24 protein-coding genes and 1 riboswitch are annotated in these 25508 nt (G+C 72.2%); of the genes, 13 read left to right on the top strand and 11 right to left on the bottom strand.

Annotated features, from left to right (window positions below; translation table 11 throughout):
• Positions 1-17: 17 nt before the first annotated feature.
• Together SMD11_RS11435 and SMD11_RS11430 are read left to right on the top strand one after the other, a co-directional pair.
• Complete coding sequence (locus SMD11_RS11435; protein WP_087926354.1) at positions 18-989, top strand: ABC transporter permease; 972 nt, start codon at positions 18-20, stop codon at positions 987-989.
• Positions 986-3088, top strand: coding sequence for an ABC transporter ATP-binding protein (locus SMD11_RS11430; RefSeq protein WP_087926353.1), 2103 nt, complete (start codon positions 986-988; stop codon positions 3086-3088). The genes SMD11_RS11435 and SMD11_RS11430 overlap by 4 nt, the downstream gene beginning before the upstream one ends.
• Here the strand turns inward: SMD11_RS11430 and SMD11_RS11425 are convergent.
• The 4 genes from SMD11_RS11425 to SMD11_RS11410 all read right to left on the bottom strand — a co-directional run bounded on the left by SMD11_RS11425 (position 3054) and on the right by SMD11_RS11410 (position 6586).
• Positions 3054-3377 (bottom strand): DMT family transporter, encoded by a 324-nt coding sequence (locus SMD11_RS11425; RefSeq protein ID WP_087926352.1) that lies wholly within the window; start codon positions 3375-3377, stop codon positions 3054-3056. The genes SMD11_RS11430 and SMD11_RS11425 overlap by 35 nt on opposite strands.
• 85 nt (positions 3378-3462) lie before the next feature.
• Complete coding sequence (gene rsgA, locus SMD11_RS11420; RefSeq protein ID WP_087926351.1) at positions 3463-4467, bottom strand: ribosome small subunit-dependent GTPase A; 1005 nt, start codon at positions 4465-4467, stop codon at positions 3463-3465.
• 16 nt (positions 4468-4483) lie between these two features.
• Complete coding sequence (gene aroA / locus SMD11_RS11415; protein WP_087926350.1) at positions 4484-5845, bottom strand: 3-phosphoshikimate 1-carboxyvinyltransferase; 1362 nt, start codon at positions 5843-5845, stop codon at positions 4484-4486.
• Between the two features lie 27 nt (positions 5846-5872).
• Positions 5873-6586, bottom strand: coding sequence for a M50 family metallopeptidase (locus SMD11_RS11410; RefSeq protein WP_087926349.1), 714 nt, complete (start codon positions 6584-6586; stop codon positions 5873-5875).
• Between the two features lie 41 nt (positions 6587-6627).
• On the opposite strand from SMD11_RS11410, the gene SMD11_RS11405 reads away from it, so the two are divergent.
• The 8 genes from SMD11_RS11405 to def all read left to right on the top strand — a co-directional run bounded on the left by SMD11_RS11405 (position 6628) and on the right by def (position 14457).
• Entirely contained in the window at positions 6628-7446 is an 819-nt protein-coding gene (locus SMD11_RS11405) for an SOS response-associated peptidase (RefSeq protein ID WP_087930429.1), read from the top strand.
• A 230-nt stretch (positions 7447-7676) separates the two neighbouring features.
• On the top strand, positions 7677-8315 hold the full coding sequence (locus SMD11_RS11400) for an alpha/beta family hydrolase (protein WP_418952433.1): 639 nt from the start codon (positions 7677-7679) through the stop codon (positions 8313-8315).
• A gap of 312 nt (positions 8316-8627) precedes the next feature.
• Complete coding sequence (locus tag SMD11_RS11395) at positions 8628-9308, top strand: sigma-70 family RNA polymerase sigma factor (RefSeq protein ID WP_199843852.1); 681 nt, start codon at positions 8628-8630, stop codon at positions 9306-9308.
• Positions 9305-9640 (top strand): mycothiol system anti-sigma-R factor, encoded by a 336-nt coding sequence (gene rsrA, locus SMD11_RS11390; protein ID WP_087926346.1) that lies wholly within the window; start codon positions 9305-9307, stop codon positions 9638-9640. The genes SMD11_RS11395 and rsrA overlap by 4 nt, the downstream gene beginning before the upstream one ends.
• A gap of 202 nt (positions 9641-9842) precedes the next feature.
• Positions 9843-11189 carry an HD-GYP domain-containing protein gene (locus tag SMD11_RS11385; RefSeq protein WP_087926345.1) on the top strand — a complete coding sequence of 449 codons (1347 nt, stop codon included), beginning with the start codon at positions 9843-9845 and terminating at the stop codon, positions 11187-11189.
• A complete protein-coding gene (locus SMD11_RS11380; protein WP_234366004.1) occupies positions 11186-12469 on the top strand; it encodes an HD-GYP domain-containing protein in 1284 nt (427 codons plus the stop codon). Before SMD11_RS11385 ends, SMD11_RS11380 begins: the two co-directional genes overlap by 4 nt.
• Before the next feature lie 301 nt (positions 12470-12770).
• Positions 12771-13757: a tetratricopeptide repeat protein gene (locus SMD11_RS11375; RefSeq protein WP_087926344.1), complete on the top strand. Its 987-nt coding sequence runs from the start codon at positions 12771-12773 to the stop codon at positions 13755-13757.
• A gap of 70 nt (positions 13758-13827) precedes the next feature.
• Positions 13828-14457: a peptide deformylase gene (gene def / locus SMD11_RS11370; RefSeq protein ID WP_087926343.1), complete on the top strand. Its 630-nt coding sequence runs from the start codon at positions 13828-13830 to the stop codon at positions 14455-14457.
• 102 nt (positions 14458-14559) lie between these two features.
• Here the strand turns inward: def and SMD11_RS11365 are convergent, their stop codons facing one another.
• Positions 14560-14988 carry a YciI family protein gene (locus tag SMD11_RS11365; protein WP_199843851.1) on the bottom strand — a complete coding sequence of 143 codons (429 nt, stop codon included), beginning with the start codon at positions 14986-14988 and terminating at the stop codon, positions 14560-14562.
• 204 nt (positions 14989-15192) lie between these two features.
• On the opposite strand from SMD11_RS11365, the gene SMD11_RS11360 reads away from it, so the two are divergent.
• On the top strand, positions 15193-15840 hold the full coding sequence (locus SMD11_RS11360; RefSeq protein WP_087926342.1) for a hypothetical protein: 648 nt from the start codon (positions 15193-15195) through the stop codon (positions 15838-15840).
• Between the two features lie 73 nt (positions 15841-15913).
• Here the strand turns inward: SMD11_RS11360 and SMD11_RS11355 are convergent, their stop codons facing one another.
• From SMD11_RS11355 to SMD11_RS11330, 6 genes are all read right to left on the bottom strand, one after another.
• Positions 15914-16927: a ribonucleotide-diphosphate reductase subunit beta gene (locus SMD11_RS11355; RefSeq protein ID WP_087926341.1), complete on the bottom strand. Its 1014-nt coding sequence runs from the start codon at positions 16925-16927 to the stop codon at positions 15914-15916.
• Positions 16927-19305 carry a ribonucleoside-diphosphate reductase subunit alpha gene (locus tag SMD11_RS11350; protein ID WP_087926340.1) on the bottom strand — a complete coding sequence of 793 codons (2379 nt, stop codon included), beginning with the start codon at positions 19303-19305 and terminating at the stop codon, positions 16927-16929. The genes SMD11_RS11355 and SMD11_RS11350 overlap by 1 nt, the downstream gene beginning before the upstream one ends.
• Positions 19306-19461: 156 nt before the next feature.
• Positions 19462-19603, bottom strand: a riboswitch (cobalamin riboswitch).
• Positions 19604-19798: 195 nt separating this feature from the next.
• Entirely contained in the window at positions 19799-21424 is a 1626-nt protein-coding gene (mctP, locus tag SMD11_RS11345) for a monocarboxylate uptake permease MctP (RefSeq protein ID WP_087926339.1), read from the bottom strand.
• Entirely contained in the window at positions 21421-21708 is a 288-nt protein-coding gene (locus SMD11_RS11340) for a DUF3311 domain-containing protein (RefSeq protein WP_087926338.1), read from the bottom strand. Before SMD11_RS11340 ends, mctP begins: the two co-directional genes overlap by 4 nt.
• A 152-nt stretch (positions 21709-21860) precedes the next feature.
• Entirely contained in the window at positions 21861-22799 is a 939-nt protein-coding gene (locus SMD11_RS11335) for a hypothetical protein (RefSeq protein ID WP_087926337.1), read from the bottom strand.
• A gap of 194 nt (positions 22800-22993) precedes the next feature.
• Positions 22994-23371 (bottom strand): DUF6415 family natural product biosynthesis protein, encoded by a 378-nt coding sequence (locus tag SMD11_RS11330; RefSeq protein WP_087926336.1) that lies wholly within the window; start codon positions 23369-23371, stop codon positions 22994-22996.
• Between the two features lie 169 nt (positions 23372-23540).
• Between SMD11_RS11330 and SMD11_RS11325 the strand changes: the two genes are divergently transcribed.
• Complete coding sequence (locus SMD11_RS11325; protein WP_087926335.1) at positions 23541-24806, top strand: Tat pathway signal protein; 1266 nt, start codon at positions 23541-23543, stop codon at positions 24804-24806.
• Positions 24807-24824: 18 nt separating this feature from the next.
• Complete coding sequence (locus tag SMD11_RS11320; protein ID WP_087926334.1) at positions 24825-25379, top strand: GNAT family N-acetyltransferase; 555 nt, start codon at positions 24825-24827, stop codon at positions 25377-25379.
• Positions 25380-25508: the final 129 nt, after the last annotated feature.

The raw sequence follows: 25508 nt of genomic DNA, 5'->3' as shown, positions 1-25508 counted from the left end.
CGAGTGAGGCCCCCACCATGACCACCACCGCCACCCAGCCCTCGGCCGTACCCGAGCACACCCCGGGACGGGACGACCTCCCCGGGCCCGCCGCCCCGCCCGGCCGCGCCCGCGTCGCCCTGCGCCGCTTCGCCGGCAACGCCAACGCCGTCGTCGGCGCCGGCGTCCTGCTCCTGCTGTTCCTGCTCGCCTTCGCCGGCCCGTACCTGACACCGTGGAACCACACGGACATCGACTACACCGCCCTGCGCGAGGGCCCCTCCGCCGACCACTGGTGGGGCACCACCCGCATCGGCCAGGACGTCTACGCCCAAGTCCTGCACGGGCTGCGGAAATCCCTGCTCATCGGGCTGCTCGTCGCCCTGTTCGCCACCGTCCTGGCCTCCGTCGTCGGCGCCTGCGCGGGCTACTTCGGCGGCTGGGCCGACCGGCTCGTCACCTTCTTCATCGACCTGCTGCTCGTCTTCCCCGCCTTCCTGATCATCGCCATCGTCTCGCCCCGGCTGCGCGACACCGGCTGGCTCGCCCTCGTCGGCCTGCTCGCCGTCTTCGGCTGGATGATCACGGCCCGGGTGGTCCGCTCGATGACCCGCTCCCTGAAGGAGCGCGACTTCGTCCGCGCCGCCGAACTCATGGGCGTACACCCGCTGCGCATCGTCTTCCGGCACATCCTGCCCAACGTCTCCTCCTTCCTCATCGTCGACGCCACCATCGCCGTCGGCGGCGCCGTGATGAGCGAGACCGGCCTGTCGTACTTCGGGTTCGGCGTGCGGCCGCCCGACGTCTCCCTCGGCACGCTCATCGCCGACGGCTCCGACGCCGCCCTCACCTACCCGTGGATGTTCTTCTTCGCCGCCGGGCTGCTCGTGCTCTTCGTCCTCGCCGTGAACTTCCTCGGCGACGGCCTCCGCGACGCCCTGGACCCCACCTCGGGCCAGGGGTCCGGAAAGAAAAGGCGCCGCGCGCGCCGGAAGGGAGAGCGCCCATGAGCGCCCCGCTCACCGCCGCCACCCCCACCGGCACCCCCGCCGGAGACCCGCCGGTGCTCGACATCCGCGACCTGAGGGTCGACTTCGACGGGCCGGCCGGACCCGTGCCCGCCGTCCGGGGCGTCGACCTCACCCTGCGCCGCGGCGAAGTCCTCGGCCTGGTCGGTGAGTCGGGCTCCGGGAAGTCCACCGTCGCCCTCGCCGCCATGGGCCTGCTGCCCCGCACCGCCCGCGTCCACGGCTCCGTACGCGCCGCCGGCACCGAGCTGCTCGGCCTCGGCGACCGGGCCTTGTCCAGGATCCGCGGCCGGCGGATCGCCATGGTCTTCCAGGACCCGCTCTCCGCGCTCACGCCCGTCCACCGCGTCGGCGACCAGATCGCCGAGGCCGTCCGCGCCCACCAGGACGTCTCCCGCGCCCACGCCCGCCGCCGCGCCGTCGAACTCCTCGACCTCGTCGGCATCCCCGAACCCGGCCGCCGCGCCGACGCCTACCCCCACGAGTTCTCCGGCGGCATGCGCCAGCGCGCCATGATCGCCATGGCCGTCGCCAACGACCCCGACGTGCTCCTCGCCGACGAACCCACCACGGCCCTCGACGTCACTGTGCAGGCCCAGGTCCTCGACGTGCTGCGCACCGCGCAGCGTGAGACCGGTGCCGCCCTGCTGCTCGTCAGCCACGACCTCGGGGTGATCGCCGGCATGGCCGACCGGGTCGCCGTGATGTACGCCGGCCGGGTCGTCGAGAGCGCCCCCGCCACCGAACTCTTCGCCACGCCCCGCATGCCCTACACCATCGGACTCCTCGGCGCCGTGCCCCGCCCCGACACCGCGGACCGCCCCCTCACCCCGATACCGGGCGCACCGCCCGAGCTCCGCCTGCTGCCCCGGGGCTGCGCCTTCGCCCCGCGCTGCCCCCTCGCCGACGACGCCTGCGCCGCCGCCGAACCCGCCCTCACCGGCGCCGGGGACCACCTCGCGGCCTGCCTCAAGCCGCCCGCCGCCGACCCCGCCGCCCTGTACCCCGTACCCGACCACACCCCCGCGCGGGAGGCCGTACCCCGCGACGGACTGGCCTCCGTGCTCCGGGTGCGGGACCTGGCCCGGACCTTCCCCGTCCGCAAGGGCGGCGCCTTCGGCCGCCGCGTCGGCAGCGTGTACGCCGTCGACGGCGTGGACCTCGACATCCGGCGCGGCGAGACCCTCGGCCTGGTCGGGGAGTCCGGCTCCGGCAAGTCGACCACGCTCATGGAGATCCTGCGGCTGGCCGCCCCCGAGGCCGGCGAGGTAGAACTCCTCGGCCGCCCCACCCGAGACATGACGAAGCGTCAAGCGCACGCCCTGCGCGGCTCCGTGCAGCTCGTCTTCCAGGACCCCATGGCCAGCCTCGACCCCAGGATGCCCGTCGGCGAGATCGTCGCCGAACCGCTGCGCGCGCAGGGCACGAGCCGCGCCGCCGTGGCCCGGCGGACACCGGAACTGCTGCGCCTGGTGGGCCTGGAGGCCGCCCACGCGGGCCGCTTCCCGCACGAGTTCTCCGGCGGCCAGCGGCAGCGCATCGGGATCGCCCGGGCCCTCGCCGTCGAGCCGGAGCTGCTGGTCCTGGACGAGCCGGTGTCCGCGCTCGACGTGTCCGTACAGGCCGGCGTGCTCAATCTGCTGCGGCGGCTCAAGGACGAGCTGGGCCTCGCCTACCTCTTCGTCTCCCACGACCTCGCCGTCGTACGGCACATCGCCGACCGCGTCAGCGTGATGTACCTCGGCCGGACCGTGGAGTCGGGCTCGGTCGAGGAGGTCTTCTCCCGCCCCCGCCACCCCTACACCCGGGCCCTGCTCTCGGCCGTGCCCGTGCCCGACCCCGCCCGGGAGCGGCACCGGGAGCGGATCCTCCTCGCCGGCGACCCGCCGAGCCCGGTGCTGCGGGAGCCCGGCTGCCGCTTCCGCGGCCGGTGCCCGGTCTACGCGGGGCTGGCCGCGGACGAGCGGGCGCGCTGCGAGCGGGAGCGGCCCGCGGAGCGGTCGTTCGGGCCGGACCAGACGGCGGCCTGCCACTTCGCGGAGCGCGTCAGTGCGCCGAACCCGACAGCTGCAACCCCATGACCCCCAGGATCACCAGACCGATCGAGACGAGCTTGAGGGTGGAGACCAGGTCGCCGAGGAAGACCATGCCGTAGACGGCGGTGCCGGCCGCGCCGATGCCCGTCCACACCGCGTAGGCCGGGCCGACGTCGAGCTTCTTCAGGGAGAGCGTCAGCAGACCGAAGCTGCCCAGCGCGAAGCAGGCGAAGGCGATGGTCGGCCAGAGCCGGGTGAAGCCGTGCGAGAGCTTGAGACAGACGGCGAAGCCGGTTTCCAGCAGACCGGCGACCACGACCAGCAGCCACGCCATCAGATTGCCTCCCGTTGCTCGGTGACCGCCGTCCGTCCCGGTGCTGATGCCCTTGCCACTGACGGTCACCCGCAAACGTAGGCGATCAATCGCCTTCGCGCCGCTCCCTGGTCGCGAGCAGCCGGCGCAGCGAGTAGAGCCGCTGCGGATCGGCGTGGCCGTCCGCCACCCACTGGTCCAGCGCGCAGTCCTGCTCGTCGTGGCTGCACGCGCGCGGGCAGCCCTCGGTGCCCGGCTCCAGGTCGGGGAAGGCGTTGATGACGCGCGAGGGGTCGATGTGGTGCAGCCCGAAGGAGCGCACGCCCGGGGTGTCGATGACCCAGCCCGAGCCGTCCGGCAGCGGCAGGGCCAGCGCCGAGGTCGTGGTGTGCCGGCCCCGGCCGGTGACCGCGTTGACGTGCCCGGTCGCCCGCTGCCGCTCGACGAGGGCGTTGACGAGGGTGGTCTTGCCGACGCCGGAGTGGCCGACGAAGGCGGTGACCCGGCCCGTCAGCTGCTCGCGGACCCGCTCCGCGGCCCCGCCGTCCGCCAGCTCCTCCCGGCTGGTCACCACATGGCGGACCCCGAGCGTCCCGTAGGACTCCAGGAGCTTGTCCGCCGAGGCCAGGTCGGACTTGGTCAGCACGAGCAGCGGCTCCAGGCCGGCGTCGTAGGCCGCGACCAGGCAGCGGTCGATCAGCCGGGGGCGCGGCTCGGGGTCGGCCAGCGCGGTGACGATCGCCAGCTGGTCGGCGTTGGCGACGACGACCCGCTCGTAGGGGTCGTCGTCGTCGGCCGTACGGCGCAGCACGGAGGAGCGCCCCTCGACCCGGACGATCCGCGCCAGGGTGTCCTTGGCACCGCTCAGGTCGCCCACGACGGCGACCCGGTCACCGACGACGGCGCCCTTGCGGCCCAGCTCGCGCGCCTTCATCGCCACGATGGTGCGGTCCTCGACGAGGACGTGCAGCCGGCCGCGGTCGACGGTGAGGACGAAGCCCTCGGCGGCGTCCTCGTGCTTGGGGCGGATGTTGGTGCGGGGGCGGTTGCCCTTGCGGTTGGGGCGGACGCGGACGTCGTCCTCGTCGGGGTTCTTGCCGTAGCGGCGCATGGTGCTCTTCGTTCTCTCAGGCTCTCGACACCGTCGTCGCCCCCGCGACGGGCCCCAGCATCCCGGTCCACAGCTCCGGGAAGTCGGGCAGGGTCTTGGCGGTGGTGGCGACGTTCTCCACCTGGACGCCGTCGACAGCCAGGCCGATGACCGCGGCGGCGGTGGCCAGCCGGTGGTCCTCGTAGGTGTGGAAGACCCCGCCGTGCAGGGCGCGCGGGCGGATGCGCAGCCCGTCCTCGGTCTCGACGACGTCGCCGCCCAGCTCGTTGATCTCCTTGGCCAGCGCGGCCAGCCGGTCCGTCTCGTGCAGCCGCAGGTGGGCGATGCCGCGCAGGACGGACTCGGAGTCGGCGAGCGCGGCCACCGCGGCGATCACCGGGGTGAGCTCGCCGACCTCGTGCAGATCGGCGTCGATGCCGGTGATCCGGCCGGTGCCGGTGAAGGTCAGGCCCGCCTCGGACAGCTCGCAGCTGCCGCCCATGGCGGTGAAGATGTCGCGCAGCGCGTCACCGGGCTGCGTGGTGTGCTCGGGCCAGTCCGGGATGGTGACCCGGCCGCCGGTGACCAGGGCCGCCGCCAGGAACGGCGCGGCGTTGGACAGGTCGGGCTCCACGACGATGTCGCGGCCGAGCAGGGCGCTGGGGGAGACCCGCCAGACGTTCGGCTCGCCGCCGGACTCCGGGGTGTCGACCTGCGCCCCGGCCATCCGCAGCATGTCCACGGTCATCCGGATGTGCGGCATCGACGGCAGGACGGCACCGACGTGCCGGACCTCGACGCCCTGGTTGAAGCGCGGGCCGGAGAGCAGCAACGCGCTGACGAACTGGGACGAGGACGAGGCGTCGATCGAGACCGTGCCGCCCTCCAGCGCCCCGCCGCCGTGCACGGTCAGCGGCAGCGCCCCGCGCTCGTTGTCGTCGATCCGGGCGCCCAGGGCGCGCAGCGCGTCGATCACGCCGTGCAGCGGGCGCTCGTAGCTGCGCGGGTCGCCGTCGAAGCGGATGGGGCCGTCGGCCAGGGCGGCGACGGGCGGCAGGAAGCGCATGACCGTGCCGGCGTTGCCGACGTCCACGGTGGCCGGGCCGCGCAGCCGGGCCGGGATGACCCGCCAGGCCTCGCCCTCGCCGGCGCCCGCCGCGCTGCTGGAGGACACCGTCTCCTCGATGCCGACGCCCATGGCGCGCAGCGCCTCGGCCATCAGCAGCGTGTCGCGGGAGCGCAGCGGCCGGCGCACCCAGCCCGGCTCGGCGGCGAGGGCGGCCAGGACGAGGGCGCGGTTGGTGACCGATTTCGAACCGGGCACGGTGACGGTCGCGTCGACCGCCCCCGTGGCGAGGGGGGCGGGCCAGAGATCGGTGTGCGTGCTGCTCTCGGTCATGCCTTCACCTTAGTGGCTCGTACCGGGTCACAGACCGAGCAGCCAGCGCCCGCCTCCGGTCAGCGCGCACAGCGAGACGAGGTGGAAGAAGCCCAGCCAGACCACGGCGGGCAGATGGGTGAGCCGGGCGAGCTGGTCGGCGTCGGAGTCCGCCGCCCCGCCCAGCCGCCGCCTGCGCTGGAGCTCGAAGGCCGGCCGGACCCCGCCCAGCAGCAGGAACCAGACGACGCCGTAGGCGAACAGCGCCTGCACGGCCGGGCCGGTCAGCCAGGAGACCAGCACGAACGCGGCCCCGGTGACCACGACCGTCAGGACGCCGAAGGCGTTGCGGACCATCACCAGGAGCGCGGCGAGCAGCCCCGTCGCCCCCCACAGCAGCGCCGTGATGTGGCCCGCCGCGAGCAGCCAGGCCCCGGCGAGCCCCAGCAGCGACGCGGCGGGATAGCCGGCCGCGGCCGTGAGGACCATCCCGATACCGGTCGGTTTACCCCGGGAGACGGTCAGCCCGGAGGTGTCGGAGTGCAGCCGGATGCCGTCCAGCCGGCGCCCGCTCAGCAGGGCCGTCAGACCGTGGCCGCCCTCGTGGGCGATGGTGATGGCGTTACGGGTGATCAGCCAGACACCGCGCGGGACGACCGCCGCCAGGGCCACGACCCCCGTGACGACCACCAGCCACAGGGCGGGGTCGGGCTGGGTCGCGAAGACGCGGTCCCAGAGGTCGGTGGAGTGGGTGCTGTCCATTTGTGCGCGGCTCCTGGTGGGTCCGTGGCAGGGTGGCGATCATGTGTGGTCGATATGCGGCGGGCCGGAGTCCCGAGGATCTCGTGGGGTTCTTCGGGGTCGAGAAGTGGGAACCGACGGAGACGCTCGCTCCCGACTGGAATGTGGCACCCACGAAGAGTGTCCACGTCGTCCTCGAGCGTCCTCTGAAAGACGCCAGGGACCGGGGTCCGGTTCGCCAGCTGCGCTCGCTGAGATGGGGATTGGTTCCCTCGTGGGCGAAATCGTCCGAGGGTGCGGCGAAGATGATCAACGCCCGGGCCGAGACGGTCCACGAGAAGCCGTCCTTCCGTAGCGCGTTCGAGTCGCGCCGCTGCCTGATACCCGCCGACGGCTACTACGAGTGGGTCACCGGCGCGGCGGAGCGCGAACTGGAGGAACAGGGCCGGCGCAAGCGCGCCCGTAAGCAGCCGTACTTCGTCACTCCGGTGGACGGCTCGGTCATGGCGATGGCGGGGCTGTACGAGTTCTGGCGCGACCCTACGCTGCCGGGCGACGACCCCCGGGCGTGGTGGGTGACGTGCTCGGTGATCACCACGGAGGCGGAACGGGAGCCGTTCGCCTCCGGCGGGGGCCTGGAGGGGGCGCCGCGGTCCCTGGCGGAGATCCACCCGCGGATGCCGCTGGTGCTGCCGGCGGAGCGGTGGGGGGAGTGGCTGGATCCGTCGACGCCGGGGGGTGTCGTGCGGTCCTTGATGACGCCGCCGCCCGCGGTGTCGGTGCGGGCGTATCCGGTGGCGACGGCGGTCAGCGATGTCCGTAGGAACGGGCCGGAGCTTCTGACGGAGCTGGAGGCACCGGAGGAGGGGACGCTGTTCTGACTTTCCCCGGCCCCGCCCCTTCCCGTGTCCGGGGGCAAGCCCCCGGACCCCCGTTCCGCGCTGACGCGCGGTGTCCTCAAGCGCCGGACGGGCTGAATTTCGCCCCTGTCCGAGGCCGGCTTTCCCTGCCCGGTTCCGGGCGGCAACTCAGCCCGTCCGGCGCTTGAGGACCGGGGTCCGGGGCGGAGCCCCGGTTACGGGAAGGGGCGGGGTGGGGAAAGCTGGCACCCGTGATCGACATCGTTCCCACCCCCGCCGGCGACGCCCGTATCCACTGGCACAAAGCCCCCCGCCCCCGCCACGTCCTCGCCCTCGGCCACGGCGCCGGCGGCGGCGTCGAGGCCCGGGACCTCCAGGCCCTCGCCGCCGCGCTGCCCGCCCACCACGTCACCGTCGCCCTCGTCGAACAGCCCTGGCGCGTCGCCGGCCGCAAGGTCGCCCCCGCGCCGAAGACGCTGGACACCGCCTGGACCGCCCTGTGGCCCGCGCTGGCCGCGCCCGGTCTGCCGGTGATCGCGGGCGGCCGCAGCGCCGGGGCCCGGGTCGCCTGCCGGACCTCGGCGGAGCTCGGCGCCGCCGCCGTCCTCGCGCTGAGCTTCCCGCTGCACCCGCCGGGCAAGCCGGAGAAGTCGCGGGCGGACGAGCTGACCGGCACCGGCCTGCCCACGCTCGTCGTGCAGGGCGCCAAGGACCCCTTCGGCCGGCCCGGGGAGTTCCCGGCGGGCACCGCGCTCGTGCCCGTACCCGACGCGGACCACGGCTTCGCGGTGCCCAAGAAGGCCGTCACCGGACAGAAGGAGGCGCTGGAAGTGATCACGCGGGCCGTCGTCGGCTGGCTCGACGAACTCCGGAAGGAACCCCTCCGGTAATTCCCCCCGGCACCCGTTCGGCCGGTTGCGATCACCCGGGAATGCGTCGTGGTCCCCGGCTGTTGTGTACATCGTCACGACAGACCCGCTGGATACCGGCGTCCCGCCGGAGCGCAACGGCACGACAGAGGAATGGGAGCTCGCCGCATGGGTTCGATCGCATGCCTGTCCCGCCCGCAGCAGGCTGACCTGGGATGGTCCGCGCTGCATGTGGCGCAGCCCGCCCCTGCTGGAGCGGCGGACGGGCGGGATCGTCGTCTATTCTCCGATTCGAGCGGATCCGTTTCCGGTTCCGCCAGGGTGTTGGAGGAGGTGGGTCCGGTCACCGGGACCGACGAGGGGACCAAGGACAGCGCCGCCGGTGCCGAGAGCGCCGCCGAGCGCAACGCCCGTTTCGAGCGGGACGCGCTCACCTTCCTCGACCAGATGTACTCGGCCGCCCTGCGGATGACGCGCAATCCCGCCGACGCCGAGGACCTGGTGCAGGAGACCTACGCCAAGGCGTACGCGTCCTTCCACCAGTTCCGCGACGGCACCAACCTCAAGGCGTGGCTGTACCGCATCCTGACCAACACCTTCATCAACTCCTACCGCAAGAAGCAGCGCGAGCCGCTGCGCAGCGCGTCGGAGGAGATCGAGGACTGGCAGCTGGCGCGCGCCGAGTCGCACATGTCGACCGGTCTGCGCTCCGCCGAGTCCCAGGCTCTGGACCACCTGCCCGACTCCGATGTCAAGGAGGCCCTTCAGGCCATCCCCGAGGAATTCCGCATAGCGGTCTATCTCGCGGATGTGGAGGGCTTTGCCTACAAGGAGATCGCGGACATCATGGGTACCCCCATCGGCACGGTCATGTCCCGGCTGCACCGTGGCCGCCGCCAGCTGCGCGGCATGCTGGAGGACTACGCCCGCGAGCGCGGTCTGGTCCCGGCCGGTACGGCACCCGTGCCGCATGGTTCCGACGGGTCGCACAATCGGAAAGGCTCGGACTCATGAGCTGCGGAGAGCCGCACGACACGGACTGCTCTGAAGTCCTCGATCATCTTTACGAGTTCCTCGACCACGAGATGCCCGACGGCGACTGCGCCAAGTTCGAGGTGCACATCGACGAGTGCTCCCCGTGCCTGGAGAAGTACGGGCTGGAACAGGCGGTGAAGAAGCTCGTCAAGCGCTGCTGCGGCCATGACGACGTGCCCGCCGACCTCCGCTCCAAGGTCATGGGCCGGATCGAGCTGATCCGGTCCGGCCAGTCGGTGCCCGAGCAGGACGTGGTGGCCGAGGCGCGGGCGGCGGAGAAGGCCGCCGGTTCGCCGGTCGTCCAGGACTGAACCCGCGCCCGGGGCGGGCCCCCGGGGCGCCCCGCGGGAGCCCGCCAAACACCCTCCCCGAGGAACATCACCCGAAGGTGTGCATCCGCACGTCTCGGGCGGGGTAATACCCGAATGCGCCGTTCCCGGGCCTTTCCTGAGCCTATTCTCCCCATCCTGACGGCAAGCTTGTCGGCACCCGACGGGACGGGGAGGTCGCGCCATGTGGGCACTTCCGGCGTCGGCGCGCGCCTGTATCGCGTGCGCCGCTCTGGCCGCCGCCCTCTGCGTGGCCCCCGCGGCACCGCCCGCGGCGGACGTCCCCTGGTCCGCGGTCGTCCTGCTCGCCGCCGTCTGCGCGGCCTGCGAGCGGCTGCCGCGCCGCACCCTGACGCTCCCCGTGCTGCTCGCCGGGGCGTTCCTGCTGCCGCCCGCCGCCGCGGGCCTCGTCGCCGTGCCCGGCGCGCTCGCCGGGCGGGTCGAGCAGCGCCCGGCGGGCGCGCGCCGGCTGTGGCACGCCGCCCAGCTCTCCCTCGCCGCCTGCGCCGCCTCGTACGTCTTCGGCCTCGCCGCGCCCGGCCCCGGCCGCCCCGGCGGCTTCCCCGGCGCGCTGCCGCCGGCCCTCGCCGCCGCGCTCGCCTTCTCGCTCGTCTCGGCCGCACTCGACGGCGCGATCCGCGTCACCGCCGAGCGCCGTGCCCCGCGCGCCGCCTGGCGCGGCCTGCTGCCCGGCCCGCTGCTGCCGGTGCTGGTCTTCGGGCCGACGGGGCTGATGACGGCCGTCCTCTGGCGCAGCGCCTACGGGCCGCCCGCCGCGCTCCTCGTGCTGCTGCCGATCTCCGTCTCCTCCTGGTTCCTGGAGCGCTACGAACGCGAGCGCGCCGCCCACCAGGCCACCATCCGCGCCCTGGTGCAGGCCGTCGACCTCAAGGACCGCTACACCCGCGGCCACAGCGAGCGCGTGGGCCGCGCGTCCGTGCTGATCGCCCGCGAGCTCGGCATGGCCGGCGAGCGGCTGGAGGCGCTGCGGTTCGCGGGGATCCTGCACGACGTCGGCAAACTCGGCGTGCCCACCCGGCTGTTGCGCAAGGAGGGCCCGCTCACCCCGGAGGAGCGGCGCGTGATCCAGCTCCATCCCGAGTACGGGCACGAGATGGTACGCGGCATCGGCTTCCTGGACGAGGCGCGCGCGGCCATCCTGCACCACCACGAACGGCTGGACGGCAGCGGCTATCCCTACGGTCTGAAAGGGCGTCAGATCCCGTTGTTCGCCCGGATCGTGGCCGTCGCCGACGCCTTCGACGCCATGACCTCCACCCGCAGTTACAGCCGGGCCCGCCCGGTCCCGGCCGCCCTCGCCGAGCTCGACCGCTGCGCCGGCACCCAGTTCGACCCCCGCATGGTCGAGGCGCTCGCGGAGGCGCTCGACCGGCACGGCTGGCACCCCTCCGTCACCGCCGAGAGCGGCACGGGCTCGACGTTCACGGAATGCATAATTCTGCCCAGCGGAAACGTCCCTTCTACCCGGGACCCGGTCACCGGAGCGACCCGCCACGGCGGTGACGCATGACCTCCGCCCCGTACCCGAGGGCCACGGCCGGCGTGCGCGGCCCCGCGGCGCACCGCCCGGACGCCGGCGTCCGCACCGCCCGCCGGCTGCACGCCGCCGCCGCGGCCGTCGCCCTGACCGGCCTCGGCTGGACCGCCTGGCACGGCCTCGCCCAGCCCCGCGTCGCCCTCGCCTTCGGGGCGCTGATCGCCCTCGGCGAGGCGGCCCGGCGCCGCCACCCCACCACCGTCGAGGCCCGCGACACCGCGCCCGTCGGGGCCGCCGGCGGCCTCGCCTACGCCCTGCTGGGCGACGTCGCCGGGGCGCCCACCGCACACGGCGCCGCCCAGGTCGTCGCGGTCGTCCTCGCCGCCACCCTCACCGGCGCCCTCGGCCGCCCGCCCGCCCGCGACCACCTCGCCCGCCGCCTGCTGACCACCGGCTTCGCCGCCGTCTGCTTCCAGCCCCTGCACCACTCCGGCGCCCTCGACCGGTGGGTCGGCCACGGCCCCTACTACGCCCCGTTCCTGCTGCTCCTGCTCGCCCTCACCGCCCTCTGCGACGCCGTCCTCGCCGCCGCCCTCGGCCGCGCCCGCACCGGCGGCCCCTACGGCCCGGCCCTCCGCGACGAGCTGCGCGCCCTGCCCGGCATCGGCAGCGCCATCTGCGCCACCGGCGCCGTGATGGCCCTCGCCGTGGCCGTCGCCGGCCTCTGGGCCCTGCCCGTCTTCTGCCTGCCGCTGCTGCTCACCCAGCTGTCCTTCCGCCGCTGGTCCGCCGTGCGCGCCACCTGCCACCAGACGATCGCCTCGCTGGCCCGCTCCACCGAGATCGCCGGGCACACCCCGCCCGGCCACGCCCGCCGGGTCGCCGTCCTGAGCCGGGCCACCGGGCGCGAGCTGGGCCTGCGCGCGCCCGACCTCACCGTTCTGGAGTACGCGGCCCTCATGCACGACATCGGCCAGCTCTCGCTCGTCGACCCGGTGCCCGCCGGGGCCACAGAGCCGCTGCCGCCCGCGGAGCGCCGCCGGATCGCGCTGCTGGGCGGCGCCGTGGTCCGCCAGACCGGGGTGCCCGCCGAGGTCGCGGTCGTCGTGGAGCGTCAGGCCGATCCGTACCGTGAGCAGCCGCTCGCCGCCCGTATCGTCCGCACCGTCAACGCCTTCGACGACCTGACCGGCGACCGGGCGATCGGCCCGCTGCTCGCCCTGGAGCGGCTGCGCCTGGCCACCGCCCACGACCACGATCCGCAGGTGGTGGAGGCCCTCGGCCGGGTCCTGGCCCGTGGCCCGGACGCCTGAGCCCGGCCCGCCGCCCCGCCCGTAAGAGCCCGGTCAAAACCGGAGTAGGGGGCTGAACCCACGGGTAATGAGCGGGCGTCCAAAGGGGCATGGTTGGATGCGAAGAGCACGAAGAAAACGGCATGCAGAACGCAGAACGCGGTCTTCGGGGGGTGTCGGGCGCGCGACCGTCGGCAAGGAGGAACGGTAGGCGCAGCTTCCCGGAGCGAGTGAGATGTGGCAGGTTGTCCGTCAGGGAGGACGGCGGCCGTCACCTGGGACATCCGGCGTGGTCGCACGCAGAAACCGGCAGGCGGGAATCGTGAGGATCTTCGGCAAGGTACGGCATCGGCCTTCCGCCTCGTGGCGGCAGGCCACCGACCGCGCTTTCACTTTGATCGGCGACGGCCGGTACGAGGACGCGGGCGCGCTGCTGACCAGGGCGGCCGACATGGAGCCATGGCTGTCGGAGTCGTGGTTCAACCTCGCTCTGCTGCACAAGTTCCGGCACGACTGGGAGCAGGCGCGCGCCGCCGGGCTGCGCGCCGTGGCCCTGCTGGACCGCGAGGCCGGCGCCCCGGACTGGTGGAACGTCGGCATCGCCGCCACCGCGCTCCAGGACTGGCCGCTGGCCCGCCGCGCCTGGCAGGCGTACGGGCTGCGGGTGCCCGGCGAGGGCGGCCCGGCCGGCGAGCCGGTGGGCATGGAGCTCGGCAGCGCCGCGGTCCGGCTCTCCCCGGAGGGCGAGGCGGAGGTCGTCTGGGGCCGCAGGCTGGACCCGGCGCGGATGGAGGTGCTGTCCATCCCGCTGCCGTCCTCCGGGCGCCGCTGGGGCGAGGTCGTGCTGCACGACGGCGTCCCGCACGGCGAGCGGGTCACGGCCGCCGGGCCGTCCTACCCCGTCTTCGACGAGATCGAGCTGTGGGCCCCGTCACCCGTCCCCACCTGGGTCGTCCTGCTGGAGGCGGCGACCGAGGCGGACCGGGACGCCCTGGAGCGGCTCGCGGCCGACGCCGGCTTCGCCGCCGAGGACTGGTCCTCGTCCGTGCGGCTGCTGTGCCGCACGTGCTCCGAGAGCCGGATGCCCAGCGACGAGGGCGACGGCGAGCACCTGGACCCGCACGACCACAGCGAGCCCGGCCACCCCGGCCCGCTGGGCCACCGCACGGCCGGCTCCGGCTCGCTGTGGGTGCCCGAGCGCGAGTGCGGCATCGCGGCGCCCGCCGGGCTGGTCCGGGGCCTGCTGGACGGCTGGGTCGCGGACAGCCCCGATACGCGCGAGTGGCGCGATCTCGAAGAGGTCTGCTGACGGTCCGAGGCTGCCGCCCTTACCCTGTATAGGCATCCTTTTGGGTTTTGAGAGAGGCATAACGGCGGACATGGCGCAGCACGAGACCGACCAGCCGGTGAACGACGAGTTCACCGTGGACACCGAGGACTGCGAGGAGCGCGAGCTCGCGCACCGCGAGCGCGGCACGTCCCGCCCGATCACCGTCGTGGGCAACCCGGTGCTGCACCGGGAGTGCAAGGACGTCACCTCCTTCGACGACGAGCTGGCGCAGCTGGTCGACGACATGTTCGCCAGCCAGCGCACGGCGGAGGGCGTCGGCCTCGCGGCCAACCAGATCGGCGTCGACCTGAAGGTCTTCGTCTACGACTGCATGGACGACGAGGGCGTCCGCCACGTCGGCACCGTCTGCAACCCCGTCCTGGAGGAGCTGCCGGCCGAGTACCGCCTGCTCGACGACTCCAACGAGGGCTGCCTCTCGGTCCCGACCGCCTACGCCTCCCTGGCCCGCCCCGACTACGCCGTCGTGCGCGGCCAGGACATCGAGGGCAACCCCATCCGCGTCGAGGGCACCGGCTACTTCGCCCGCTGCCTCCAGCACGAGACCGACCACCTCTACGGCCGGCTCTACATCGACCGCCTCTCCAAGCGCGACCGCAAGGACGCCCTGAAGCAGATGGCCGAGGGCACGCCCCGCTACCCCGTCGTCGCCAACGACTGACCGGCCCCGCCCGCCCGGGCCCGTACGAGCGCGCGCTCCCCGCTGGAGCGCGCGCTCACGCGTATCCGGGGCCGGGGGCGGGTCAGCTCCCCGGGGGCCGGGTCAGCCCCCCGCCCTCTTCCGGAGCTCCTCGCGCAGGGCCTCCTCGCGGGCCGCCTCCTCCGGCGGGAGGACGTCGGCGGGGAAGTCCGAGGTCTCGAAGATCTGGCGGACCTCGATCTCCCCTTCCTTGAAGGGCACCTGCCGGGCCCACTCCAGGGCCTCGTCCAGGTCCGCGGCCCGGATCACCCAGTAGCCGGCGATCAGCTGGCGCGCCCCGGCGAACGGCCCCTCGGTCACGACCGGCCTGCCGCCCGAGAACGTCACCCTGGCCCCCGCGGCGGACTCCCGCAGGCCCTCGCCCGCCAGCATCGCCCCGGCCGCCGCCATCCGTTCGTTGAACCTCCCCATCTCGGCGATCTCCTCCTTGGCCGGCATCACTCCGGCCTCGGACTCCTCGCTCGCCTTCACGATCATCATGAACCGCGCCATGACGGACCTCCCGTTCGTTCCGCACGGACCCGTGGCCGGGCCCTCACTCTTCATCTATGCGTCGAACGGGCCGCCGTCGGATGGGCAGAGCGGGTGAACGGCTTTCCGGGACGTGGGCGTGAGGGCGGTGGAACAGTGTGGGAGCAGCGTCTTCCGCGCCGTCCAGCCCGTTCCCGTGATCACCCGTTCGACAGGGGAGGACCGATGTCCGCTCGTACCACCCGCACCCGCCTCACCAGACCCGCCGCCGGTGCCCTGGCCGCCGCCGTCGCCGTCACCCTGGCCGTGACGACCGCCGGCACCGCCGGGGCAGAGGGCGTACGGGCCGCAGCGCCGGCCTTCCTGGAGCCGTCGGAGCTGCCGCCGCACCCCGGAGGATGGCGGGCCGGGCCGGTCGAGCCGGGGCTGCCCGAGGGCGGGGTGCCCTGTGTCGTGGCCGCCGTCCTCGACGGCCAGGAGGACCGGGCCGCGCACCGCCGGTTCTTCACCGACCTGGACACCGGCGCGGACCAGGTGACGCTCACCGCGGCCGGCGAGGCGCAGGCCGCCGCGCTGGTCCGCGCGGCCGAGAGGTCCCTCAGGGGCTGCGCGGCCCGGGTCGTCCAGCAGGAGCCGCGGGCCAAGGCCGAGATGCGGGACTTCGGGGCGGTGAACGCCGGGGACGGCGGCCGCGTCCTCGGGATGCAGTCGGTCCACCCGCAGTCGTCGTGGGACATCAACCTCTTCGCCGTGGGCCGCTCCGGGACGAAGGTCACCCTGGTCCACTGGGGCCGGATGGGCCGCTGGGCCGACGCGCCCGTCCCCGCCTTCAAGAAGACGACGGCCACGGCCCTCGCCAGGCTCGGCCGCTGACCGGAGCGGGAGAAACGGGCCGAGGCCCGCCCCCTGGGAAGGGGACGGGCCTCGGTACCGGGGCTCGCGAGGTCTAGAACTCCTCGTCGAAGCCCACCGAACCCTCGACCGCCACCTGGTACGCGGACGCGCGGCGCTCGAAGAAGTTGGTCAGCTCCTGGACGTTCTGGAGCTCCATGAAGGAGAAAGGGTTCTCCGAGCCGAACACCGGGGCGATGCCCAGGCGCTGGAGACGCTGGTCGGCGACGCACTGGAGGTACTCGCGCATGGAGTCGGTGTTCATGCCCGGCAGGCCCTCACCGCACAGGTCGCGGGCGAACTGGAGCTCGCACTCGACGGCCTCCTTGAGCATGTCGGTGACCTGCTGCTGGAGCTCGTCGTCGAACAGGTCCGGCTCCTCCTCGCGGACGGTGTCCACGACGGAGAACGCGAAGTCCATGTGCATGGACTCGTCGCGGAAGACCCAGTTGGTGCCGGTCGCCAGGCCGTGCAGCAGGCCGCGGCTGCGGAACCAGTACACGTAGGCGAAGGCGCCGTAGAAGAACAGGCCCTCGATGCAGGCCGCGAAGCAGATCAGGTTGAGCAGGAAGCGACGGCGGTCGGCCTTCGTCTCCAGCCGCTCCAGCTTCTCGACCTCGTTGATCCACTTGAAGCAGAACTGGGCCTTCTCGCGGATCGAGGGGATGTTCTCGACCGCGTCGAAGGCGGCGGCGCGGTCCTCCGGGTCGGGGAGGTAGGTGTCGAGCAGCGTCAGATAGAACTGGACGTGCACGGCCTCCTCGAACAGCTGCCGCGACAGGTACAGCCGCGCCTCGGGGGAGTTGATGTGCTTGTACAGCGTCAGCACGAGGTTGTTCGCCACGATCGAGTCGCCGGTCGCGAAGAACGCGACGAGACGGCCGATCATGTGCTGCTCACCCGGGGACAGCTTGGCGAGGTCGGCGACGTCCGAGTGGAGGTCGACCTCCTCGACGGTCCAGGTGTTCTTGATCGCGTCGCGGTAGCGGTCGTAGAAGTCCGGGTACCGCATCGGGCGCAGCGTCAGCTCGAAGCCCGGGTCGAGCAGGTTCTTCTGTTCGGACGACATTACTGGCAGGCCTCGCAGGACTCGGGGTTCTCAAGGGAGCAGGCGACGGCGTCGGCGTCCGGGGTGACCTGCTGGACGGGGATGGTGGCGGCGGCCGAGGCCGAGCGGGCGATCCGGGTCGCCGGGCGCGAGCGCAGGTAGTACGTCGTCTTGATGCCCTGCTTCCAGGCGTACGCGTACATCGAGCTGAGCTTGCCGATGGTCGGCGAGGCCATGAAGAGGTTCAGCGACTGGCTCTGGTCCAGGTACGGCGTACGGGCCGCGGCCATGTCGATCAGGGCGCGCTGCGGGATCTCCCAGGCGGTGCGGTAGAGGTCGCGCACCTCCTGCGGGATCCAGTTCATGTCCTGGATCGAGCCGTTGGCGTCGGTCATCGCGTCCCGCGTGGTGCGGTCCCAGACGCCGAGCTTCTTCAGGTCCTCCACCAGGTAGGTGTTGACCTGGAGGAACTCACCGCTGAGGGTCTCGCGCTTGAAGAGGTTGGAGACCTGCGGCTCGATGCACTCGTACACGCCCGCGATGGAGGCGATGGTGGCCGTCGGCGCGATGGCCAGCAGCAGCGAGTTGCGCATGCCGACCTGGGCGATGCGGGCGCGCAGGGCGCCCCAGCGGTCGGCCCAGCGCTGCTCGGCGTTCGGGTAGTGGTCCGGGTGCAGCACGCCGCGCGCGGTGCGGGTCGCGGACCAGGCCGGGTGCGGGCCGTGCCGCTCGGCGAGGTCGGCGGAGGCCTCGTACGCCGCGAGCATGATGCGCTCGGAGATCCGGGTGGACAGCTCCTTCGCCTCGGCGGAGTCGAAGGGCAGGCGCAGCCGGAAGAAGACGTCCTGGAGACCCATGAGGCCCAGGCCCACCGGGCGCCAGCGGCTGTTGGAGTTGCCGGCCTGCTCGGTCGGGTAGAAGTTGATGTCCACGACGCGGTCGAGGAACGTCACGGCCGTACGGACCGTACGGTCGAGCTTCTCCCAGTCCATGTCGCCGTCGGTGCCCAGGTGGGCGGCGAGGTTGACCGAGCCGAGGTTGCAGACGGCGGTCTCGCCGTCGTCGGTGACCTCCAGGATCTCGGTGCAGAGGTTCGAGGAGTGTACGACCTTGCCGGGCTCGGCCGTCTGGTTCGCGGTGCGGTTGGACGCGTCCTTGAAGGTCATCCAGCCGTTGCCGGTCTGCGCGAGGGTGCGCATCATCCGGGAGTACAGCACGCGGGCCGGGATGGTCTTGACGGCCTTGCCGTCGGCCTCGGCCTTGCGGTAAGCGGCGTCGAACTCGTCGCCCCACAGGTCGACCAGCTCGGGCGTGTCGGCCGGGGAGAACAGCGACCAGTCGGCGTCGGCCTCGACGCGGCGCATGAACTCGTCCGGGATCCAGTGCGCGGTGTTGAGGTTGTGCGTGCGGCGGGCCTCCTCACCGGTGTTGTCGCGGAGCTCCAGGAACTCCTCGATGTCCGCGTGCCAGGTCTCCAGGTAGACGCAGGCCGCGCCCTTGCGCCGGCCGCCCTGGTTGACCGCGGCGACGGAGGCGTCGAGCGTGCGCAGGAACGGCACGATGCCGTTGGAGTGGCCGTTGGTGCCGCGGATCAGCGAGCCGCGGGAGCGGATGCGCGAGTACGACAGGCCGATGCCGCCGGCGTGCTTCGACAGCCGGGCCACCTGGTGGTAGCGGTCGTAGATCGAGTCCAGCTCGTCCAGCGGGGAGTCCAGCAGGTAGCAGGACGACATCTGCGGGTGGCGGGTGCCGGAGTTGAAGAGCGTGGGGGAGGAGGGGAGGTACGAGAGGGTGCTGGTCAGCCCGTACAGCTCGGCCACGTCGTCCAGGGCGCGCTCCGAGTGGTCCTCGGCCAGGCCGCAGGCCACGCGCAGCAGGAAGTGCTGCGGGGTCTCGACGACCTGCCGGGTGATCGGGTGGCGCAGCAGGTAGCGGCTGTGCAGGGTGCGCAGGCCGAAGTAGCCGAAGCGGTCGTCCGCGCCGTCGGCCATCGCCCGCTCGACGAGGGCGTCCAGGCGCGCGGCGTGGGCGCGCACGAAGGCGGCCGTCTCGTCGGCGATCAGGCCCTCGCGGTGACCCACCTCGACGGAGGCGGAGAAGGAGGTCGCGCCCTGCCCGGCCGCCTCGTCGGCGATCGCGCGGGTGAGCAGCCGGGCGGCGAGCCGGGAGTACTGGGGCTCCTCGGAGATCAGGCCGGCCGCGGCCTCGGTGGCCAGGGACCGCAGCTCGGCCTCGTCCGAACCCGGGTGGCGGCCGCGCAGCGCGGCGGCGGCGACCTTTCCGGGGTCGGTGGCGGGCAGATCGGCGGTGAGGTCGGTCAGGGTGCGCAGCAGCGCGGTCCCGGGGCCGCCGGTCGCTTCCGCGGACGCTGAGACCGGATCGGCGGGCGCGATGGTCACTGAGGCTCTCCCTCGCTCGGCAGGGGGCCGGGCGGGTGGCGCGCGACGGGCGCGTACGGGCATGCCTGACAGCACCAGGGCATGCTCGTAAGCGTCCATCGACCCAACCCGCGAGGCCCGGACGAATGCAAAACGCCCGGTGACGAGCGGGGGCTCGGCGGTGGGCGTGCTGTCGGCAGGTACTCGGACTCCTGCATGCGTCATTACGGCATACATGCACCGTTGCGGGACAGTTCCGGATTTCCACCGGATTCCCCTGCGACGACAGCGAGGACGAGCATACATCTAGTGCTGGCCGTCGCACGCACCACCACATCTTGTGTCACGCGGTAATCGCGCGGGTCGGAATGTGCTAACAGGGCCCAGGATTCCGGGCCTTGGCGCCGGGCACGAGAGAGGGCCGCCGCGCCCCTGCGAGGGGGTGCGGCGGCCCTGCGGGCCCCGGCCGGGGGCGCCGGACCGGCCTGGTCCGGGCGGGCCTTCCTGGGGGCTCCTAGTGGCCGCCCGGGGCACCCGCGGTGGCCGGCGGGAGCTCCTGCCGGACGCCCGGGTCGCCGGCGTCCGCGGTGTAGTCCGCGGCCTTGGTCTCGTCCACGCCGTCGGGCGCGCCGAGGGCCCTGAGGGCGAAGGTCAGGACGATGACCACGATCACATTGAGCACGAAGGCGGTCAGCCCGATATAGCCCTTTTCCCCGATAAGGGGGATGAGGTTGGTATTGCCGAAATGATCCTGGGTGGCGCTCGGCGTGTCGTACGCCCGCCAGGTGCCGTAGGCCATGCCGGCCACCCAGCCGCCGAGCAGCGCCCAGCGGTGGAACCAGCGGGTGAAGAGGCCGCCCACGAGGGCGGGCACGGTCTGGAGGATCCAGATGCCACCCAGCAGCTGGAAATTGATCGCGACCGTCTTGTCCATGGTCAGGACGAACACCAGCGCGCCGACCTTCACCAGGAGCGAGGCGAGCTTGGAGACCTTCGCCTCGTGCTCGGGCGAGGCGTCCGGCTTGATGAAGTCCTTGTAGATGTTGCGGGTGAAAAGGTTCGCCGCCGCGATGGACATGATCGCGGCCGGCACCAGGGCGCCGATGCCGATGGCGGCGAAGGCCACGCCCGTGAACCAGTCCGGGAACATGTCCTCGAACAGCTGGGGGATGGCGAGCTGCCCGTTCTTGACCTTGATCCCGGCGGCGATCGCCATGAAGCCGAGCATCGCCAGCAGCCCGAGCATCAGCGAGTACAGCGGCAGGATCGTGGTGTTCCGGCGGATGACGTTGCGGCCTTTGCTGGAGAGAACCGCCGTCACCGAGTGGGGATAGAGGAAGAGCGCCATCGCGGAGCCCAGCGCGAGCGTCGCGTACGCCCACTGCGCGTCCGGCCCGCTCACCAGGGAGCCGCGCGGCTTGCCCGTCTCCGGGTTCTTGACGGCGAAGGCGTCGCCCGCCGCGCTGAAGATGTGGTCGAAGCCGCCCAGCCGGATCGGGATGTAGATGATCGCGACGATGATCACGATGTAGATGAGGGCGTCCTTGACGAACGCGATCAGCGCCGGGGCCCGCAGCCCGGAGGAGTAGGTGTACGCCGCGAGCACACCGAACGCGATCAGCAGCGGCAGGTCCTTCATGAACCAGTTCGAGCCGCCGCCCACGCCGAGGACGTCCAGCACCGCCTGGATGCCGACGAGCTGGAGGGCGATGTAGGGCATCGTCGCGAGGATGCCGGTGAGCGCGAGCGCCAGCGACAGGCCCTTGGACCCGAACCGGCCGCGGACGAAGTCCGAGGAGGTCACGTAGCCGTGCTTGTGCGAGACCGACCAGAGCCGGGGCAGGAAGGTGAAGACGAGCGGGTAACACAGGATCGTGTACGGCACCGCGAAGAAGCCGGCCGCGCCGCCCGCGTAGATGGCGGCCGGGACGGCCACGAACGTATACGCGGTATAGAGGTCGCCGCCCAGCAGGAACCAGGTCACCCACGTCCCGAAGGACCGGCCGCCGAGCCCCCACTCGTCGAGGCTGTCCGCGTTCTCGGCGCGGCGCCACTTCGAGGCGACGAAGCCCATGACGGTGACGACGAGGAAGAAGAAGATGAAGACGGCGAGTGCCACGCCGTTCACGCCGTCCTTCATGCCCGCTCACCCGCCTTGCGCGCCCGCGCGAGCCGCTCGTGGCGCCGGACGATGGTGTACGCGACGACCGTCAGCAGGGTCGAGATCAGCACCCACAGCATCTGGTACCAGTAGAAGAACGGGATGCCGATGAAGGCGGGCGTGAGCCGGGAGTAGGAGTCGACCCACAGCATCGCGACGAAGGGTATGGCCAGGCATATGCCCGCCACGATCATCGGGACGGTCACGGCGGCGGTGGCCTTCCGGCCACCGTCCTCCGGTGTCCCTGTCGGTGGTTCCGTCATGCTGGTGACTCCCCCCTGTGTGATCACTGCGTGATGCGCAGGAAATCTAGGCGACGTCCCGGTGGGAGTCACCCCCTGTCCGTATATCGGTATGGCAATGTCATCTGGCCGGGAAGTGCCGTGCACGGACGGTGAGTTCGGGGGAGGGGGTTTCAGTAACCGGCGGTTACCGTTCCGGATGAGGGGTGGGGCGGTAAGGCATGACGGCCGCGCAAGGACTCGCGTACGGCGGCGACACCGCGCAGGGTGGCGGCGACGGCGCCGTCGGGGGTGGCGGCCGTGTGCGTACGGCAGTCCCGGCAGCGGGTCTCGTCGGACACCGGCCGCATCATGCGGCCGCACCCGCCGGTGCAGAGCCGCAAGGGGCGGGGCGGGGGCGCGGACGGGGTGACGGCCACCGGATCGGGCATCTTCCGCAGCAGCCGGTCGCGGGCGATCCCGGCGGGGGAGTGCACCCGCTCGGGCAGGCCATGGGTGAGCGCCTCCCGGAGATCGGCCGACGTCGCGCCGCGCAGCAGCCATTCCGCCGCCAGCGGGGCGAGCCGCGCGACGTCCCGCCCGGACAGCCGCAGCCGCCGCTCGGCGTGAGACACGGCGGCGAGGGCCCGGGCGCCGCGCTCGGCGAGCGGGTGGGGAGGGTGGGAGGTGTTCTCCCCTGTCTTCTTATGGGGACGACCGACGGACCGGGGGGTCGGCTCACCGACGGCCGGTTTTCGTGGAGTCGGTGCGGGGTGCTCGGGGGCGTCCGAGCCGATTGGCTGTCCGCCGTCCCGTACGCGTAAGGCGTCCCCGGCGGTCAGCGGTACGTTCGAGACGAGCTGCCGCGTGGCCCAGCGACCGCCCTCGCCCTGCGACCGCCACTCGTGCAGATAGCCCTCGGCGGCGAGCTCCCGCTTGGCACGGGTGAAGGCGGCGTTCTTGATACCGGCCCGTTCCCCGGTGACGGAGAGCGGCTGCGAGGCCGCGCCGTCGGGCAGCGAGAGCTGCCAGATGAGGAGGCGGACGGCGTTGGCGGACAACCGGGGGTGACGGACGAGGTCGTTGGGCACCTGCGAGAAGAAGCGCGCAGGGGCGATAACATGCCGGAGCATCCTAGGGAGGGCCTGTTCTCCTGGTGGGTGTAGACCCCCTTCGCCGGTTGCAGCCGGCGTTGGGGGTCGCTTCGTCCGCCGGAGGCGCGAAGCGAGGGAATCCCGGTCACGGTACCGTGAACTGACCGCACGAGCCGTCACCCGCAGGGGCGAATCACCCGGTGAATCGGCGGAGTTGAGGTCCTCCTCGCCGCCTACCGTTCGAGACACTCCGCGAGGAACCGCGCCCCCCGGCCGAGAACTTCCATGTACGCGGCCTCCGCCGCAGGCCCCTCGGCGCTCCCGTGCTTGAGATCGGCCCGGACTTGATCGATGAGCGCTTGCCAGCGGTCCCACTCCACGGTTCCCCGGTCGAGCCGGTCGACTTCCAGCTGTGCGTGGATGAGCAACAGGTTCAGCTGTCCCCGGAGCGTGCGGATGAGTTCTTCGATCTCGGCATTGGCGGGGCGGTTGAGCCGTTCCCGGCAGGCGCGGTGAGCGGTGGCGCGGACGGTGACGAGATCGAGGGGTGGGAGGTCGCCCGTCATCAGGGTGGTGAGGCGGGATGGGCGCCGGGTGGTGTGCTGGTCCATCTGTGGGAGTCCTCTTCGTCGTGGTGTCCCTACGACTCAAGTAACCGAGCGTGAGGCGGTGGGAGGGAGGCCGAAAAGGCTGTGGGCATCCTGTTCTCCACCGGACGAAATTGCCTGCGCATTACTTGCGTGCTGTTACGGACCCGATGCGTACGCCTACGGTGAGTCCATGCGGGAAAATGTCCGGCTGGTCACGCGGATGCAGGCACGCGACATGTCCCAGACCGAGCTGGCCGAGCAGATCAATGATGCGGTGGAGCAGCTCACGGGGCGACGCGGCGATGCGTCGGACAGGACGGTGCGCCGCTATGTCAGCGGGGAGACACGTTGGCCGCAGTCCCGCCAACGTGTGGCCTTGGAAGCCGTATTCGGGTGCACTGCGGAGGAGCTGGGGTTTACGCCCCGGGCGAAGAGGGCGCAGGGTGGGGCGATCGTCGCGTCAGACGCGCAGCATCCGCAGGAGGAGCCCGTGCACCGCCGCACCTTCATCGCCGCAACCACCGGAACCGCTCTGGCCGGTATGGCGCTGCCGACGGTCGGTACCGCGGACGTGCGACGGCTGCGCGGCGAGCTGGACGCCCTGTGGCTGCTGGACGACCAGGAGGGCGGCGGCCCGGCGCTTGAGGGACGTGCCTTGACCTTGAGCGAGCAGGCCATGAGTTTGCAGCGCAACGGAAGCGCGACCCAGCGCGTCCGCGGCCGCCTCTACGGATTGGCCGCCGCTTTCACCGCGACGGCGATGTGGGCGGCTGTGGACTCCCGTCGGCTCGATCGAGCCCAGCGGCACATGGAGTCGGCCATCACGTTGGCCGGCCTTTCGGGCGATGGGCAGGTACAGCATCAGACGTGGCGCTACGCGGCAATGCTCGCGGATCAGCGAGGGCGCCCGGCGGATGCCTTGGCTGCTGCCGAGGCGGCGATGTCCACGGGCGCGCATCGGCGCGATGCTCTTTATGCGAGTCTCAGCCATGCGCGACTGGCCCTGTCGCTTCCCGGTACCGGCGACCACCGCCGCGCACTCCGGGCACTTGATCGGGCTGCCGATGCGTTCAGCCGTGCGGATGGCTTTGAAAGCCGCCCCGCCTCCATGGGCTTCTTCACCCGAGGCGAACTTAGCGGGCTGACAGGCATCACGTATCTACGCCTCCGACAGCCGGACCAGGCTGAGTGCTACATGCATCGCTGTCTGACAGCCCTCCGTCCGGACCAGCATCGCAACCGGGCCTACTACATGGCGCATATGGCGCTGGCGCAGCTGGAGCAAGGGGACCTTGAACAGGCGTGTACGACCGCCGCGGCCGCTGTTCCACCCCGTGGTTCCGTCGGGACCGGCCGCACCCCGCATTTGCTCCAAGTGTTCACCACTGGGCTCAACATGAGAGCTGCCGGTTCGGCGGTTGCCAACGAATGGAACGAGCGTGCTCGCACTATCTGACTACCGAGGGAGATCGATATGTCCGCGAATGCCGACGCTGTGAAGCTGTTCCGTCACGGATTGGCGGACCTTCCAGCCGTCCAGTCAACGTTGGTGGCAGTTTATGCCGAGGTATACGCAGACCAGTTGGCCATCCCCTTCCACTCGGTGGAACGATTCGAGAAGCGACTGGCGGGTCATGCGTCACGCCCGGGGTGGGAAGCGGTCGTCGGTTATGTCGACGGTGAGCCTGTCGGTTATGCCTATGCTTCCCCTCTTCCGCAAGGCACACGCTGGTGGGCCGGAATGCTTAACCCGCTCCCTGAGGAGGACAGAGCCGAGGACGGTGCGCGGACCCTGGCCCTGTTCGAACTCATGGTGCGGCACCCCTGGCGCGGTACCGGCGTCGCACAGCGCATTCACGAGGAGCTGCTGACCGGACGCCCGGAAGAGCGGGTGACCCTATTGGTCGAACCCACGCACGTCAAGGTCAAGGCGCTGTACGAGCGCTGGGGATACGAGGACATCGGGGACCAGCGCCCGTTTCCGGACGCTCCCGTGTACGCCACAATGCTGCGAACCTTGAGGGCTTGAGCCGTGCTGGGACCCCGCGCCCATCCGCGCGACCGGACCAGGTCGAACACCGCTCGCCAGTCGTCGACCGAAGTGCCAGCCACCGAGACGTCGGGCAGTGCGACCATCAGCGGGGCGGGGCGTCCGACG

The sequence above is a fragment of the Streptomyces albireticuli genome, assembly GCF_002192455.1.
GTDB classification, from domain to species: Bacteria; Actinomycetota; Actinomycetes; order Streptomycetales; family Streptomycetaceae; genus Streptomyces; species Streptomyces albireticuli_B.
This window is presented reverse-complemented; position numbering and strand designations above follow the sequence as displayed.

What these genes read in the sequence shown, in the direction of transcription:
- SMD11_RS11435 (WP_087926354.1), top strand. Translation starts at nt 18, where the DNA reads ATGACCACCACCGCCACCCAGCCCTCGGCCGTACCCGAGCACACCCCG.
- SMD11_RS11430 (WP_087926353.1), top strand. Translation starts at nt 986, where the DNA reads ATGAGCGCCCCGCTCACCGCCGCCACCCCCACCGGCACCCCCGCCGGA.
- SMD11_RS11425 (WP_087926352.1), bottom strand. Translation starts at nt 3,377, where the DNA reads ATGGCGTGGCTGCTGGTCGTGGTCGCCGGTCTGCTGGAAACCGGCTTC.
- rsgA (WP_087926351.1), bottom strand. Translation starts at nt 4,467, where the DNA reads ATGCGCCGCTACGGCAAGAACCCCGACGAGGACGACGTCCGCGTCCGC.
- aroA (WP_087926350.1), bottom strand. Translation starts at nt 5,845, where the DNA reads ATGACCGAGAGCAGCACGCACACCGATCTCTGGCCCGCCCCCCTCGCC.
- SMD11_RS11410 (WP_087926349.1), bottom strand. Translation starts at nt 6,586, where the DNA reads ATGGACAGCACCCACTCCACCGACCTCTGGGACCGCGTCTTCGCGACC.
- SMD11_RS11405 (WP_087930429.1), top strand. Translation starts at nt 6,628, where the DNA reads ATGTGTGGTCGATATGCGGCGGGCCGGAGTCCCGAGGATCTCGTGGGG.
- rsrA (WP_087926346.1), top strand. Translation starts at nt 9,305, where the DNA reads ATGAGCTGCGGAGAGCCGCACGACACGGACTGCTCTGAAGTCCTCGAT.
- SMD11_RS11385 (WP_087926345.1), top strand. Translation starts at nt 9,843, where the DNA reads ATGTGGGCACTTCCGGCGTCGGCGCGCGCCTGTATCGCGTGCGCCGCT.
- SMD11_RS11380 (WP_234366004.1), top strand. Translation starts at nt 11,186, where the DNA reads ATGACCTCCGCCCCGTACCCGAGGGCCACGGCCGGCGTGCGCGGCCCC.
- def (WP_087926343.1), top strand. Translation starts at nt 13,828, where the DNA reads ATGGCGCAGCACGAGACCGACCAGCCGGTGAACGACGAGTTCACCGTG.
- SMD11_RS11365 (WP_199843851.1), bottom strand. Translation starts at nt 14,988, where the DNA reads ATGGCGCGGTTCATGATGATCGTGAAGGCGAGCGAGGAGTCCGAGGCC.
- SMD11_RS11360 (WP_087926342.1), top strand. Translation starts at nt 15,193, where the DNA reads ATGTCCGCTCGTACCACCCGCACCCGCCTCACCAGACCCGCCGCCGGT.
- SMD11_RS11355 (WP_087926341.1), bottom strand. Translation starts at nt 16,927, where the DNA reads ATGTCGTCCGAACAGAAGAACCTGCTCGACCCGGGCTTCGAGCTGACG.
- mctP (WP_087926339.1), bottom strand. Translation starts at nt 21,424, where the DNA reads ATGAAGGACGGCGTGAACGGCGTGGCACTCGCCGTCTTCATCTTCTTC.
- SMD11_RS11340 (WP_087926338.1), bottom strand. Translation starts at nt 21,708, where the DNA reads ATGACGGAACCACCGACAGGGACACCGGAGGACGGTGGCCGGAAGGCC.
- SMD11_RS11335 (WP_087926337.1), bottom strand. Translation starts at nt 22,799, where the DNA reads ATGCTCCGGCATGTTATCGCCCCTGCGCGCTTCTTCTCGCAGGTGCCC.
- SMD11_RS11330 (WP_087926336.1), bottom strand. Translation starts at nt 23,371, where the DNA reads ATGGACCAGCACACCACCCGGCGCCCATCCCGCCTCACCACCCTGATG.
- SMD11_RS11325 (WP_087926335.1), top strand. Translation starts at nt 23,541, where the DNA reads ATGCGGGAAAATGTCCGGCTGGTCACGCGGATGCAGGCACGCGACATG.
- SMD11_RS11320 (WP_087926334.1), top strand. Translation starts at nt 24,825, where the DNA reads ATGTCCGCGAATGCCGACGCTGTGAAGCTGTTCCGTCACGGATTGGCG.